15 protein-coding genes are annotated in these 13,627 nt (G+C 39.3%); 10 read left to right on the top strand and 5 right to left on the bottom strand.

The window, feature by feature from the left end:
- Nucleotide 1 precedes the first annotated feature (1 nt).
- From ACKWBX_RS05820 to ACKWBX_RS05830, 3 genes are read left to right on the top strand one after another with little or no spacing between them, the layout of a single operon-like run.
- Nucleotides 2–928: a mechanosensitive ion channel family protein gene (locus ACKWBX_RS05820; protein WP_413967709.1), complete on the top strand. Its 927-nt coding sequence runs from the start codon at nucleotides 2–4 to the stop codon at nucleotides 926–928.
- Entirely contained in the window at nucleotides 925–1,809 is an 885-nt protein-coding gene (locus ACKWBX_RS05825; protein ID WP_413967710.1) for a DUF6268 family outer membrane beta-barrel protein, read from the top strand. The genes ACKWBX_RS05820 and ACKWBX_RS05825 overlap by 4 nt, the downstream gene beginning before the upstream one ends.
- A 13-nt stretch (nucleotides 1,810–1,822) precedes the next feature.
- The gene (locus tag ACKWBX_RS05830) at nucleotides 1,823–2,986 is read left to right on the top strand and encodes a sigma-54-dependent transcriptional regulator (RefSeq protein ID WP_413967711.1); all 1,164 of its coding nucleotides are present in this window, start codon (nucleotides 1,823–1,825) and stop codon (nucleotides 2,984–2,986) included.
- Nucleotides 2,987–3,026: 40 nt separating this feature from the next.
- Here ACKWBX_RS05830 and ACKWBX_RS05835 read toward each other — a convergent pair whose 3' ends face one another.
- Nucleotides 3,027–3,731: a hypothetical protein gene (locus tag ACKWBX_RS05835; protein ID WP_413967712.1), complete on the bottom strand. Its 705-nt coding sequence runs from the start codon at nucleotides 3,729–3,731 to the stop codon at nucleotides 3,027–3,029.
- A 193-nt stretch (nucleotides 3,732–3,924) separates the two neighbouring features.
- On the opposite strand from ACKWBX_RS05835, the gene ACKWBX_RS05840 reads away from it, so the two are divergent.
- The 4 genes from ACKWBX_RS05840 to ACKWBX_RS05855 all read left to right on the top strand — a co-directional run bounded on the left by ACKWBX_RS05840 (nucleotide 3,925) and on the right by ACKWBX_RS05855 (nucleotide 8,084).
- Entirely contained in the window at nucleotides 3,925–4,806 is an 882-nt protein-coding gene (locus ACKWBX_RS05840) for a PPK2 family polyphosphate kinase (protein WP_413967988.1), read from the top strand.
- The gene (locus tag ACKWBX_RS05845) at nucleotides 4,796–6,193 is read left to right on the top strand and encodes a M28 family peptidase (RefSeq protein ID WP_413967713.1); all 1,398 of its coding nucleotides are present in this window, start codon (nucleotides 4,796–4,798) and stop codon (nucleotides 6,191–6,193) included. The genes ACKWBX_RS05840 and ACKWBX_RS05845 overlap by 11 nt, the downstream gene beginning before the upstream one ends.
- Nucleotides 6,194–6,431: 238 nt before the next feature.
- A complete protein-coding gene (locus ACKWBX_RS05850; protein ID WP_413967714.1) occupies nucleotides 6,432–6,821 on the top strand; it encodes a VOC family protein in 390 nt (129 codons plus the stop codon).
- A gap of 327 nt (nucleotides 6,822–7,148) precedes the next feature.
- A complete protein-coding gene (locus ACKWBX_RS05855) occupies nucleotides 7,149–8,084 on the top strand; it encodes a peptidylprolyl isomerase (protein ID WP_413967715.1) in 936 nt (311 codons plus the stop codon).
- 482 nt (nucleotides 8,085–8,566) lie between these two features.
- Here the strand turns inward: ACKWBX_RS05855 and ACKWBX_RS05860 are convergent, their stop codons facing one another.
- Both ACKWBX_RS05860 and ACKWBX_RS05865 read right to left on the bottom strand, forming a co-directional pair.
- Entirely contained in the window at nucleotides 8,567–8,761 is a 195-nt protein-coding gene (locus ACKWBX_RS05860) for a cold-shock protein (protein WP_138257532.1), read from the bottom strand.
- A gap of 245 nt (nucleotides 8,762–9,006) precedes the next feature.
- A complete protein-coding gene (locus ACKWBX_RS05865; RefSeq protein ID WP_413967716.1) occupies nucleotides 9,007–9,645 on the bottom strand; it encodes a peroxiredoxin in 639 nt (212 codons plus the stop codon).
- 139 nt (nucleotides 9,646–9,784) lie between these two features.
- Between ACKWBX_RS05865 and ACKWBX_RS05870 the strand changes: the two genes are divergently transcribed.
- Nucleotides 9,785–10,312, top strand: a complete 528-nt coding sequence (locus ACKWBX_RS05870; RefSeq protein WP_413967717.1) for a YfiT family bacillithiol transferase — start codon at nucleotides 9,785–9,787, stop codon at nucleotides 10,310–10,312.
- A 23-nt stretch (nucleotides 10,313–10,335) separates the two neighbouring features.
- Here ACKWBX_RS05870 and ACKWBX_RS05875 read toward each other — a convergent pair whose 3' ends face one another.
- Both ACKWBX_RS05875 and ACKWBX_RS05880 read right to left on the bottom strand, forming a co-directional pair.
- Complete coding sequence (locus tag ACKWBX_RS05875; RefSeq protein WP_413967718.1) at nucleotides 10,336–10,863, bottom strand: GNAT family N-acetyltransferase; 528 nt, start codon at nucleotides 10,861–10,863, stop codon at nucleotides 10,336–10,338.
- A 39-nt stretch (nucleotides 10,864–10,902) separates the two neighbouring features.
- Entirely contained in the window at nucleotides 10,903–11,463 is a 561-nt protein-coding gene (locus ACKWBX_RS05880; protein ID WP_413967719.1) for a thioredoxin family protein, read from the bottom strand.
- Nucleotides 11,464–11,687: 224 nt separating this feature from the next.
- Between ACKWBX_RS05880 and ACKWBX_RS05885 the strand changes: the two genes are divergently transcribed.
- Together ACKWBX_RS05885 and ACKWBX_RS05890 are read left to right on the top strand one after the other, a co-directional pair.
- Nucleotides 11,688–12,608, top strand: coding sequence for a bile acid:sodium symporter family protein (locus ACKWBX_RS05885; protein WP_413967720.1), 921 nt, complete (start codon nucleotides 11,688–11,690; stop codon nucleotides 12,606–12,608).
- Nucleotides 12,605–13,615, top strand: a complete 1,011-nt coding sequence (locus ACKWBX_RS05890; RefSeq protein WP_413967721.1) for a lysophospholipid acyltransferase family protein — start codon at nucleotides 12,605–12,607, stop codon at nucleotides 13,613–13,615. Before ACKWBX_RS05885 ends, ACKWBX_RS05890 begins: the two co-directional genes overlap by 4 nt.
- Nucleotides 13,616–13,627: the final 12 nt, after the last annotated feature.

Here is a 13,627-nt window from a genome sequence, read left to right on the forward strand (position 1 = left end):
TATGATACAGGAGGAGCAAAGTAAAGTTGAGGAAATAATTAAGGAGGATATCTGGGGTTCCATCAAAGAATTTTTGAATCTGGGATTTCATTATGGGGAAGGAGATAAATCCATCCATGTAACGGTCGGCCTGCTACTCCTTTTGACCGTTGCTTTTATCCTTACGAGTTTTTTATTGAAATGGATACGCACTTTTTTTACCCGTAAAATGGAAACGGATGATAAATTAAAGTTCGTTAGCATTTTTAAGTTTATTAAATATGTAGTCTATATCGTAGTAATCCTCTTTACGATGAGTGCCGCAGGTATAGACATTACCATTTTGATTACGGCTTCTGCGGCCTTGTTCGTAGGGCTTGGCTTGGCCTTGCAAGAGTTGTTTCAGGACGTGATAGGTGGCATTTTTATTATTTTGGACAAATCGCTCAGGGTAGGGGACATTATTGAAGTGGATAATAAAGTAGGTAAGGTGTTTGAAATTAAGTTACGGACCACCAGGGCCATAACCAGGGATGATAAAATCATCATTATTCCCAACCATAAGTTTATTAGCGATATTGTTTACAATTACACCCAAAATCATAAAATGACCCGGGAGACGGTCAAGGTTGGTGTAGCCTATGGTAGCGATGTAAAGCTGGTCACTTCAATTTTGGAAACCGTTGTGCAAGAACAACGGGGAGTATTAAAAAATCCCAAACCCTTTGTACTGTTTGATGATTTTGGGGATTCTGCCCTTCTATTTTCCGTCAACTTCTTTATAAGTGATAGTTTTACGGACCCGAGAATAAAAAGTGAAATACGCTATCGCATAGATGCCGACTTCAGAAAGAATAAAGTTACGATACCTTTTCCGCAAAGGGATGTGCATATTTTTCAACAAACTCCGTTTAAACATAATAGTGTTCAAAATTCAGGAGAAGAATGAAGCTTAGACAACGTGCGGTAAATACTTCATTTTTATTGATTTTTTCTTTTATGACGGCTGGCTTTGCACAAACGCCCGATGTTTTCCGCGCGGAATATATGCTACTTCCAAGGAACGATTCCGGTGCGGAATTGTCCAGATTCAAATTAGTGGCGAATGTGCCTCTCAATGTAAGGGATTCAAGTAATATTGTCATTGGTGGAGAGTACAATCTTTTGGCATATGATTTGCAAAGAAATGATATAGTCATTAACGGTGAAGGGTTAAATTATTTTCATATTGTTGACCTTAATTTTGCATACGTTCATAAATACAATGAAGACTGGCGGTTTGTAGGGGTGGTTACCCCTCGTCTGGCATCTACGTTGACCAATCCTTTGGAAAATGGGGATTTTTCGGTCAATGCCACTGTTGGAGCGTTCAAGGACAGGCAAAATATTGATAAACCCATGCGCTTGGTTTTGGGGATTGCCTATAATTCCGCCGTGGCATTAAGAATCCCTTTGCCCATCGTGTACTATGAAAAAAGATTTCACCCAAATTGGGCATATGTGGTCGGTGTTCCAAAAACTGGCTTAAAGCATTATATTAAGAAGAAGCATATCCTACAGACAGAGTTCATTTTGGATGGTTATTTTGTAAATCTTCAGAATGATACCGCTTTACCGGATGCTGGCTTTGCATCATCAATTTCGTCATCGGCGGCATTGGTGACCTTGGGATATTCTTTTAATATTACAAAAGTGATGTCTTTTTACGCTTTTGCCGGGCACACGCTTTTTCAAGCAGGGGTTTTGAGGGACGAGGATAGAAATGATATTTTTACATTAAACGATGATTCCAGCTTTTATCTAAGAACTGGATTCAGAATAGGACTTTAAATTAGAAAAGATTATGTCTAAAATTTTAGTGATCGAAGATGAGGCAGCTATAAGACGGGTATTGGTCAAAATACTTTCAGAGGAAAATGATGCGTATCAAGTTGAGGAAGCGGAAGATGGTCTAAAAGGACTTGAAACGGTAAAGAACAACGATTACGATTTAGTACTTTGCGATATAAAAATGCCAAAAATGGATGGTGTAGAGGTATTGGAAGCCGCTCGGAAGATAAAACCCGAAATTCCTTTTATCATGATTTCCGGTCACGGAGATTTGGATACTGCCGTAAACACAATGCGCCTTGGGGCATTCGATTACATTTCCAAACCGCCGGATTTAAATAGATTGCTTACTACTGTCAGAAATGCGCTGGACCGAAAAGAATTAGTGGTAGAAAACAAGATTCTAAAAAAGAAGGTAAGCAAGAACTACCAAATGATCGGGGAAAGTCCTGAGATTGCCGCTATCAAGGATATGATCGAGAAAGTGGCTCCAACCGATGCCCGGGTGTTGATTACGGGATCCAACGGAACGGGAAAAGAACTTGTTGCGCATTGGCTCCATGAGAAAAGCCCCAGAAGTGCAGCCCCTTTCATTGAAGTGAACTGTGCGGCCATCCCTTCGGAATTAATAGAAAGTGAACTTTTTGGTCACGTAAAAGGAGCTTTTACATCAGCGGTTAAGGATAGGGCCGGTAAGTTTGAAGCAGCCAACAAAGGAACTATTTTCTTGGACGAAATAGGGGATATGAGTCTTTCGGCACAGGCCAAAGTATTGCGCGCGCTACAGGAAAGCAAAATATCCAGGGTGGGAACGGATAAGGACATTAAGGTAGATGTACGTGTGGTTGCGGCCACGAACAAAGATTTAAAGAAAGAAATTGAAGAGGGCAAATTTCGGGAGGATCTGTACCATAGATTAGCCGTAATCTTAATAAAAGTACCAGCACTGAACGATCGCAGGGACGATATTCCATTATTGATAGAACACTTTTCAAAAAAAGTAACAGAGGAACAAGGTGTTTCCCCAAAAAAGTTTTCGGACAAGGCGATAAAACTATTAAAAGGGTATGACTGGACCGGCAATATACGGGAATTGAGAAATGTGGTAGAACGGCTTATTATTCTTGGTTCGGATGAGGTGTCCGAAGATGACGTAAAGCTTTTTGCAAGCAAGTAAGTATCGGTAGGGAAACCGTTCAGTTGTCTTTTTACGTAACCTATTTCATATTCTCGGAAGAAGGGCATGTACCGATTTCGGCCAACGCTTCGGCCGTGATTTCTTTCGTCCTAAGATTATAATACTTTTTACCTTCCGTAAGGTTTTCTTTCAGCAGTTGTGCCTCGCAATGGTCAAATACCCTTTGCGCGAAAGCTTTTGCATCCTTACAGTCCACAGTATTGACAATTTTGAACAATGAGGAGCGATACTTTTCCAAGGATGCATCGATTTTCTCATGCATTGTTTTGGCTCTATATTCTTCCGTACTTATTTCTTCCTTGGGCGCATTAATCGTATTCAATACGAGCACATCATTGGCATATTTGCTTTTGTGGGAATCATGTTCCTCCAATAACCGGAGTGTGTTTTCGGTATGGATCAAAGCACTGTTCAACAATGCTCTGGTGTCGTGCAAGGTAGTGGATTTTAAAGCTTCTTTTAGGTCGTTGATACCATCGGCAATATCCTTTTCAGCATGTTCACAGGCACATTCGGCAAGTTGTTTTTTGGACTTTTCTATAGCATTCAAGGCTTTATAGGCATAAAAACGCGCTTGGTTGATATCCTCCTTGCTTATGGCATTTTTCGTCTGCGATTTGGCAAAATCAATGTTGGAACCGGCATATTCACAGGCTACACTCGTCTTAAAAGACGAAAATAGGAGTAATGCTATAACACAGAAGAAGATGTAGGTTTTATACATTATTTTAAGTTAGGGACGTAAAACTTGGGACTTTACATCTTGCAAGTTAACGTTGAAGTTGTACAGTTTTTATTTTTTTTCGATAGATGGGACATAATTGGCGATTAATTGTCCAATAACTGCGTTAATGAAAAAAATATTCACTTTTTTGGCATCCGTTCGTATTTCAACCATTAAAATTTTATATTTCAATATGGATTATGTAGACATTGATAAATATCGCGCGGAGAAAACCTTAAAAATCGCTCAAATCCCAACGAATGAGGATTTTGGCCGTTCGGAAAAGCAATTGAAAAAAGATTTAAAAGTAGTAAGGAGAGCGTTAGGGGAGTTTCAGGACACCGTATATGCCCACAATAAGTACAGTGTACTTATTTGTTTACAGGGTATGGATACTTCGGGAAAAGATAGCCTTATCCGAGAAGTCTTTAAGGATTTTAATGTAAGCGGGGTAGAGGTACATAGCTTTAAGGTGCCTACGGAACTAGAACTAGATCATGATTATTTGTGGCGGCATTACCTGGTTTTACCGTCAAAGGGCAAGTTTGGGGTTTTTAACAGAACCCACTATGAGAATGTATTGGTCACGAGGGTACATCCGGAATATATTCTGGGAGAACGCATTCCCGGTATTCATGGGGTGGACGATATAGATCAGGACTTTTGGGACAAGCGTTTTAGACAGATAAACGACTTTGAACGGCAGATGCATGAAAACGGCACTATCATTTTTAAGTTCTTTTTGCATTTATCCAAGGAAGAACAACGACAACGATTGTTACGAAGGTTGGCGATCAGGGAAAAACACTGGAAGTTTTCCCCCGGCGATCTAAAAGAGCGCAAACTATGGGACAAATATCAAGAATGCTACCAAGAGGCCATTGCAAAAACGACACAGGGTCATGCACCTTGGTTCATTATCCCGGCGGATACCAAAAAAGCGGCACGGGTCATTGTGGCCAGTATTTTATTGGAGTCGTTAAAAAAGTATAAAGATATTAGGGAGCCTGCCCTGGACGATAAAATATTGGCTAATTTAGGTACGTACGAAAACCAATTACAAAGTGAGGAATAGAATACTAGGGTGCATAGCACTATTGGCAGTGTTTGCAACGGCAAATGCTCAGAATACGGATGAAGTTCAACTTAAAAAGATTTACGATGAGGCCCTGACCAATGGGAAAGCCTATCATTGGTTAAATCACCTGTCCAACCAGATTGGGGGGCGTTTGTCCGGCTCCATACAGGCACAGCAGGCTGTTGACTATACGAAGATGCAATTGGACTCTTTAGGTTTGGACAAGGTTTGGCTACAGCCCGTTATGGTTCCCAAATGGGTAAGGGGCGTGCCGGAATTTGCATACTTTGAGACCACTCCGGGGATTACGACAGATGTTCCTATTTGTGCATTGGGAGGTTCCATTGCAACACCGCAACAGGGTATAAAAGCCAATATTATTGAGGTAAACGGTATTCAGGAGCTCTCCAAATTAGGCAGGGAAAAAATCGAAGGAAAAATCGTTTTTCTGAACCAGGCCATGGATGCTACGGAAATAAACACCTTTGCCGCTTATTCCGGTTGTTCCGGGAACCGTTATCTAGGGGCAAAGGAAGCCAGTGCCTATGGGGCGGTTGGTGTAATAGTACGTTCGCTTAATCTACGGTTGGATGATTATCCGCATACAGGCTCCATGAGTTATGACGATTTGCCCGTTGCCGATAGAATTCCCGCGGCGGCCATTAGTACCAACGCGGCCGAACTTTTAAGCACTTCCCTGAAATTAAATCCCGAGATAAAATTCTTTTTTAAGCAGAATTGCAAGCAGTTTGATGATGTTCAGTCTTTTAACGTAATCGGCGAAATCACCGGTAGCACCTATCCCGATGAGATTATTGTAGTGGGCGGGCATTTGGATTCTTGGGATTTGGGTGATGGTTCCCATGATGATGGTGCGGGCAGTGTGCAAAGTATGGAGGTCCTGAGCCTATTGAAAAAAACGGGGTACAAGCCTAAAAGAACCATAAGGGCGGTATTGTTCATGAACGAGGAAAACGGACTCCGTGGCGGTCTCAAATATGCTGAAGTGGCCAATACGAATAACGAAAAACACATTTTTGCCCTAGAAAGTGATGCCGGCGGATTTACTCCTAGAGGCTTTTCCTTTAGCTGTCCACCGGAAAACCTGAAACAGGCCCAAGGTTGGGCAACACTATTTGAACCATATTTTATCCACCTGTTTGTGGAAGGCTATGCGGGAGCGGACATCAACCCTCTAAAAAATGATGAGATTGTCCTTGCCGGATTACGCCCCGATTCCCAACGTTATTTTGATCACCACCATGCAGAGAACGATGCTTTTGAACACATTAACAAAAGAGAATTGCAATTGGGAGCGGCTTCCATGGCCAGTTTGGTGTATTTGTTTGATACCTATGGCATAACGGTTGCGAAGGATAAATAAGTTATTTTCTTAAGTCATGTTAAAGAAGAAATAAACGTAATGCGGACTTTAGGACTAAATTGAGAGGTCTGTGTATATTTATGAGGTCGCTAAATATTTTGGATTTGACTCTGGATAAAAAAAGAAAAAGCGAAACCAAAAGCTCTAGCTAGGAGCTCAGGCAGAAACATTTTTTTTCTTACCTACTTTTCTTGCCATAGTTGAAACCGTTGCCAATTATTTAAACTATAAACTACCAATGAAAAAAATCAATCGGATAATGACGAATATCTGTTCGGAGAATTTAACGGAAAGTCGGGATTTTTATACCAAACTGTTTGACTTCAAAGTGGATTATGATAGCGATTGGTTTGTTCATCTGATTTCGAAGGACAAAAAACTGGAATTGGGAATCATTGACCGGACAAATAAAATTGTACCAAAGGATTTTCAAAGTATTCCACAAGGATTTTATGTGACATTTGTAGTCGATAATGCGGACGAAGTATTTAAGGTTGCAAAATCGGAAAATTTTGAAATCATAAGTGAACCGGCTGATACGTTTTACGGACAAAGACGTTTATTATTAAAAGACCCTAATGGTACTTTAATTGATGTTTCTTCACCGATAAAAGATTTTGATTTTTAAATTGAATTGTAAATCTAAGTGGATATTTTTTTGAAGAAAAAACGCTTTTAGGAGCATCTTGTCATTTCGACGGAGCAAGGCACGAGCGACGAGAAATCTTTTAAACATGGAATTTCGCTAAGTACCTCATTCGGAACGACAATCTATTATAATAAAGAATTTTATTTTAAGATTATAGGTTTCAAATACATGGTGATTCATCTTCCCTTTAGTTTTAGGGTTATGCTATCATATATTCTTGGGTTGACTTCTCGGTCCAGATCGTTGGTTACATTCATCAACTCCTAACTTTTCGTTACCTTTGCCGCTCATAAAAAATAGCAGAAAATGCAAGAAGGAATCTACGCCAAATTCAATACCACAAAAGGCGAAATACTGGTAAAACTAACACATGATAAAACACCTGGGACGGTAGGTAATTTTGTAGCCTTGGCTGAGGGTAAAAAAGAAAATTCAGCTAAATCGACCGGAGAACCGTACTATAATGGTCTAAAATTCCATAGGGTCATTCCTGATTTTATGATTCAAGGGGGCTGCCCTCAAGGAACGGGAACGGGAGATGCGGGTTATAAATTCGATGATGAATTTCACCCGGAACTTACGCATGATGCACCTGGCGTATTGTCCATGGCGAATGCGGGACCCGGAACCAACGGGAGCCAGTTCTTTATCACACATGTCCCAACACCTTGGTTGGATAATAAGCATACTGTTTTCGGTCATGTAGCAGCAGGTCAGGAAGTAGTGGATGCCGTTGCTCAGGGAGATGTTATCCAATCTTTGGAAATCGTGAGAGTAGGTGATGAAGCTCAAAAATGGGACGCGGTGGCTGCCTTTGATACATTTGTTTCTTCAAAAGCGGAGCGCATAGCGGCCGAAAAGGCGGCACAGGAAAAAGCTTTGGATAAAATCTCGGATGGTTTTGAAAAAACAGCTTCCGGCCTGCGTTATAAAATTACGAAGCAGGGTAATGGTAAAAAGGCAGAAAAAGGGAAAACGGTTTCCGTACACTATGAAGGATCATTATTGGACGGAAAAGTATTCGATTCTTCGTTTAGCAGAAATCAACCTATTGATTTTCCATTGGGTATGGGGAATGTCATTGCAGGTTGGGATGAAGGTATTGCATTGTTAAATGTTGGTGACAAGGCCAAGCTTATTATTCCTTCGGATTTGGGTTATGGTGCAGCAGGAGCTGGTGGGGGTATCATCCCGCCAAATGCGACCTTGGTTTTTGATGTAGAGCTCGTAGATGTGAAATAGGTTTCAATTCTCAGTTATAAAAAAGTGCCCCGATATTTTCGGGGCGCTTTTTATTTGGTTTTGAGCAGACTTGCAATGAAGAGTGCTACGTTCACCAAAATAAGAATGAGTACTATTGCTAAAAAAGTTTTCATGGGATATGGGATTGTTTATAGTATAACCGCTAAGTATCCAAAAACCCTACTTTATTTTCCTTTTCAAAAGATATTATTTTTTCTCGATTATAATACTTGTCAAAAGCATAGCTATGTTTATCAAAATTAAAATGAGAAGGATTCCAAAAAAAGTGTTCATAAATACGGTTTTAGTTTTGGGGAAACTACGGTTGTTTAATATTAAGATGTAAAATGAATAAAAGGTTGCGTAAAACTTAAACAAAAATGATATTTTATGTAAAATATTTCCTACCCTTTTATTTATAAACATAAAAAAACCCGAACTATTGTTCGGGCTTTTGTTTTATAAAAAAGATAATTTGTTACCTAGTCAATAACTTTCACATTAACGGCGTTCAATCCTTTTTTACCTTGTTGTAGTTCAAATTCCACAACATCGCCTTCACGAACTTCATCGATTAAGCCAGAAATGTGTACAAAATGATCTGTGTTTGAACCATCTTCAGTGATGAATCCGTATCCTTTGGAATCATTGAAGAATTTAACTGTTCCTTTACTCATAATAAAAATATTAAATAATTAATTAAAGCGCGAAGATAGTCTTTAAATATTTAATCCGTTGTTTTTTACAATGTTATATTAACGTTAACGATAATTAGAAATTTTTTAATCGAAATAATTCCTCAACGGCTCCGCCTCGGGCCTGCCTGCCGCCAGACAGGATTTCTGGATTCATTTTCCCTTTGGGGAGGTCGGAATTGCTTTTGCAATTTCGGGTGGGGCAAAATAAAAATTTCTTGAAATTCTTATTTTGTTGGGTCGGGCGTCATTCTCAGATAGGGTTTTACCTCGGTTACTCCTTTATCGAACATTTCCTTGGCATCTTCCGTTGCTATTGCCGGACTCACCACCACATCGTTACCACTTTCCCAGTTTGCAGGCGTAGCTACTTTATGATAGGCCGTTAACTGTAAAGAATCTACCACGCGTAATAATTCATAAAAGTTTCGTCCGGTAGAAGCAGGATAGGTAAGCATCAACTTCACCGTTTTGTCCGGAGCAATAATGAATACGGAACGAACGGTAAGATTATTGTCCGCCTTCGGGTGAATCATATCATACAGATCCGATACCTTTTTGTCCTCGTCCGCAATGATCGGAAAGTTAACGGTAGTATTTTGGACTTCGTTGATGTCCTTTATCCATTCTGCATGGGACTCCGCACCATCAACACTTAAGGCCAACATCTTTACGTTTCGTTTATCAAATTCATCCTTAAATTTTGCTGCCGTTCCCAGCTCTGTGGTACACACCGGAGTAAAATCTGCCGGATGAGAAAATAGAATCCCCCAGGAATCCCCTAAATAATCGTATAAATTGATGGTTCCCATAGAACTATCCGCCGTAAAATCCGGTGCTTTGTCACCTAATCGTATTGTTGACATTTTTAATTTTTTAGTTATCCTACAAAATTAGTAGATTATTGAGTAAAATGTTTTTAAAGAGGTTAAAACTCTATTAAATTTTTCAGGAATACCATGACTTTTATCAATTCTTAGTCATAAAGTTTTTTATTTTTAAAGCATGGAAGAATTACGTTATCCCATTGGAAAGTTCGAAGTGCCCGAAACCATCACTACAGAGCAGATTGAAGAATGGATCACAATTTTGGAAGATTTGCCTGGAAAGTTGGAAAATTTGGTGAAACCATTGACGAAGGAACAGTTGGAAACACCCTATAGACCTGAGGGGTGGACGGTAAGACAAATGGTACACCATGTTTCGGACAGTCATCATCATAGTTACACTCGTTTTAAGTGGGCCATGACCGAGGACAACCCGGTTATAAAACCTTATTTTGAAAAGGAATGGTCCAATCTGTTCGATGCTAGAACGGCACCGATACAAATGTCCTTGGACCATTTAAAAGCCGTACATGCCAAATTGGTATATTTTTTAAGAGGATTATCCGAGAAAGCGTTGCAACGCAAGTTTACCCATCCAGAAGGAAATACCGAAACTACGCTCGCAGAAAATATTGGTAGATATGCATGGCATGGAAGCCATCATTATGCACACATAAAGAATTTAGTGGATAGAAGCGGTTGGTAGTTCAATATAGGCCGGTTATTGCTTTATTCAAGTTGTTTGGTCAGGATGTACATCGGCTTTTCTTTTTCGATAGCGTTTTCAAAGGGTAAAAGGCTATCACAATACATTTTAAATCCGTTTTTTAGATAGAAATGAAGCGCAAGTCCTTTCTGCATGGTATCCAACCATACTATTTTTTTATTCAGACGAAGAGCTTTATCGGTAACGAAGTCCAATATTTTTCTGCCGATGCCTTTACCGGAATATGCTCTTAAAATATAGATTTTATCAAGCAATAATGCTTCGGAACTATTGAAATTTTTTAATGGGGAATCGTGGATTATTTTCAGGATTCCAACAGCTTCTCCATCCGTATATATTATATAGAGTGATGTATTTTTATCTTTCTCCTCTTTCAGAAGTACTTCAGTAGTAAAACTGGTCTCAATATATGTTCGGGTATCTCCATTAGGCCATAAATGGCGATAGTGCTCATTATATGCTTTTTGACCTACTTTGATGTAAGTTTCATAGTCTTCAGGAACCAAGGGTTTTATTTCTATCTTAAGCATTATATGCCGGCATCGATTTTCATCAAGAATTTATGAAGTTTAAGTATTGATCCATTTAATATTACAACCAATACTTGGTTTTTGATGTTCCGTAATTTGTTTTCCCGCTAAAAGTGAATCCATGGCCGTTTTTAAATCTTCACCAGTTAGTGGTATACCGTTTTCAGGTCTGGAATCGTCCAATTGTCCTCGATAGACCAGTTTTAAATCGGCATCGAAAAGATAAAAATCCGGAGTGCAGGCAGCGTCATAAGCCTTGGCCGTTTCTTGTGTCTCGTCATAAAGGTAGGGAAAGGTGTACCCGACTTCTTTGGCTACTTTGGTCATTAAATGTGGCGCATCCTGCGGATAATTTTCTACATCGTTGCTCGAAATGGCAATAAAACCGATGCCTTTTTCTTGATACTGCCTTCCCAATTCCGCAATCATAGGATTCACATGGATCACGAAAGGACAATGATTACAGATAAACATGATGACCGTTCCTTTTTCTCCTTTTAGGGTGTGGAGATTTAGGGTTTTTTGAGTAACGGTATCCATTAGGCTGAATTCCGGTGCTCTGGTGCCTAAGGGCAACATATTGCTAGGGGTGCGTGCCATAAAAATGAAATTTAAGTATAAAGTTAAGTTTAATTCTGCTTTTGGGTCGCCCGATAGCGTTTAATTTTTGTCGGTTTTAAATCGAAACCACACGAACACTTAACATGGTCAAAATAACAGGACAGCCGCTTTATTTAAAACGGAAAGCTTTATCTTAGAACAAAATGGAAGAACTCATTGCCACTGTATTTTTCAATAGCTAATTGACCAAACCGATACATTCCTTGACCGAAAATACCCTAGATACAATCCATATAAACTTTGATAGCGGTGCGTTATGGACTATGAACATTGTGCTGGCATTTGTAATGTTCGGTATTGCTTTGGAAATTTCTGTAGCGGATTTCAAATTCCTATGGCGGCGGCCAAAAGCTATTTTGGTAGGTGTTCTAAGTCAATTTCTAGTACTTCCCATAATTACCTTTTTATTGGTTTTATTCATAAAACCTATTCCAAGTATAGCGTTGGGGATGTTTATGGTAGCAGCTTGTCCGGGAGGTAATATTTCTAATTTTATTTCTCATTTGGCCAAAGGTAACGCAGCACTTTCTGTTTGTTTAACGGCCATAGCTACGCTGCTGGCCGTAATCCTAACTCCTTTAAACTTTCAATTTTGGGGATCACTTTACGGACCAACTGCTACCTTATTACAGGAAGTGGCCATATCCCCTTTGGATATGATACAACTGGTCGCGCTGCTTTTGGGAGTACCCTTGGTCTTAGGAATGTGGGTAAACCATATAAAACCAATTTTAGCGTTGCGTATGGCCAAAATTTTTAAAGTGGTATCATTATTATTTTTCATACTTCTTGTGTTTTTAGCGCTGTTCAATAACCGCATTATTTTTATGGAATATATCTTTTATGTTTTTTGGATCGTTTTGATTCATAATCTGTTGGCCTTTACCACGGGATTTTCGCTTGCCAAGCTTTTTGGATTAAGTTCGGAGAATACCAAGTCTATTACTATTGAAACGGGAATCCAAAATTCTGGACTGGGACTTTTACTTATATTCACTTTTTTTGATGGTTTGGGCGGAATGGCATTACTGGCCGCTTTTTGGGGAATATGGCATATCGTGTCAGGACTGCTATTGGCAAGTGTATGGGGTTTTAAACCTGTGAAAAACGAAAAAGTAGCTTGAAAAACGCATTGTACCAACTGCTTAGGCTCATCGTAAAATCTGCCTTATACCTCTACTATAAACGTATAGAGGTACACGGTATGGTAAATATTCCAAAGGATAAACCCATTATTTTTTTACCCAATCATCAAAATGCCCTATTGGATGTTCTTTTAATCGTAGTGAATTGTAATCGAAAACCTTATTTCCTTACCCGATCGGATATTTTTGGAAAGCCACTTTTGAATTCTTTTTTTGAATTTTTACGAATGATACCCATCTATCGTATTCGAGATGGTAGAAATTCACTGGCAAAGAATGAAGCTGTTTTTGAACAATGCGCACATATTCTTGGCAGGCATGAGGCTATAGTAGTGTTCCCGGAGGCCAATCATAATTTAGAGCGGCGTGTGCGCCCATTGAGCAAAGGGTTTACGAGAATTATAAAAAATGCTTTGAATGAAAATCCGAAGCTGGATTTACAAGTGATTCCGGTAGGATTAAATTATAGAATGGCAGAAATCTTTCCTGACAGTGCAGCCGTTTATTACGGTAAACCCATTCCTGTACGTGCTTTAGAGACCGAAGCTCTCATAGAAGAAGCAAGCAGCGGTTTAAAGAAATTGACCACACACATTGAAACGGAAAATTATGAAACCATTGTTGGAGCTTTAAATGGGCTACAACCTGATTATTTAAATCCAAAAGAGACGAATAAATTATTGGAAACTATCAACTTGAAAAAAGCAGTTGTTCCCAAGACAAATATTAAAAAAATCTCTTTCTTAAGTCCCATATTTTGGGTATTGAATTTTCCAATGTTGTTGCTATGGAGGTATATAATAGCCAAAAAAGTACCCGAAAAAGAATTCACGAGTACCTTCCGCTTCATGACCTGTTTATTGCTGTACCCTCTATATTATGGACTTTTATGTTCCGTTCTTTCTTTTGTCATCGGTTTTGAGGGTGCAATGTTGATACTTCTAGGAATTTTCACCTTCAACTTTGGTTATGTTAAAAAAGCATAATCAAGGAAAATA

The sequence above is a fragment of the Maribacter algae genome (assembly GCF_047345745.1).
In the GTDB taxonomy this organism is placed as follows: Bacteria; Bacteroidota; Bacteroidia; order Flavobacteriales; family Flavobacteriaceae; genus Maribacter.

What these genes read in the sequence shown, in the direction of transcription:
- ACKWBX_RS05880 (WP_413967719.1), bottom strand. Translation starts at nt 11,463, where the DNA reads ATGGCACGCACCCCTAGCAATATGTTGCCCTTAGGCACCAGAGCACCG.
- ACKWBX_RS05835 (WP_413967712.1), bottom strand. Translation starts at nt 3,731, where the DNA reads ATGTATAAAACCTACATCTTCTTCTGTGTTATAGCATTACTCCTATTT.
- ACKWBX_RS05850 (WP_413967714.1), top strand. Translation starts at nt 6,432, where the DNA reads ATGAAAAAAATCAATCGGATAATGACGAATATCTGTTCGGAGAATTTA.
- ACKWBX_RS05865 (WP_413967716.1), bottom strand. Translation starts at nt 9,645, where the DNA reads ATGTCAACAATACGATTAGGTGACAAAGCACCGGATTTTACGGCGGAT.
- ACKWBX_RS05860 (WP_138257532.1), bottom strand. Translation starts at nt 8,761, where the DNA reads ATGAGTAAAGGAACAGTTAAATTCTTCAATGATTCCAAAGGATACGGA.
- ACKWBX_RS05820 (WP_413967709.1), top strand. Translation starts at nt 2, where the DNA reads ATGATACAGGAGGAGCAAAGTAAAGTTGAGGAAATAATTAAGGAGGAT.
- ACKWBX_RS05855 (WP_413967715.1), top strand. Translation starts at nt 7,149, where the DNA reads ATGCAAGAAGGAATCTACGCCAAATTCAATACCACAAAAGGCGAAATA.
- ACKWBX_RS05875 (WP_413967718.1), bottom strand. Translation starts at nt 10,863, where the DNA reads ATGCTTAAGATAGAAATAAAACCCTTGGTTCCTGAAGACTATGAAACT.
- ACKWBX_RS05830 (WP_413967711.1), top strand. Translation starts at nt 1,823, where the DNA reads ATGTCTAAAATTTTAGTGATCGAAGATGAGGCAGCTATAAGACGGGTA.
- ACKWBX_RS05825 (WP_413967710.1), top strand. Translation starts at nt 925, where the DNA reads ATGAAGCTTAGACAACGTGCGGTAAATACTTCATTTTTATTGATTTTT.
- ACKWBX_RS05870 (WP_413967717.1), top strand. Translation starts at nt 9,785, where the DNA reads ATGGAAGAATTACGTTATCCCATTGGAAAGTTCGAAGTGCCCGAAACC.
- ACKWBX_RS05840 (WP_413967988.1), top strand. Translation starts at nt 3,925, where the DNA reads ATGGATTATGTAGACATTGATAAATATCGCGCGGAGAAAACCTTAAAA.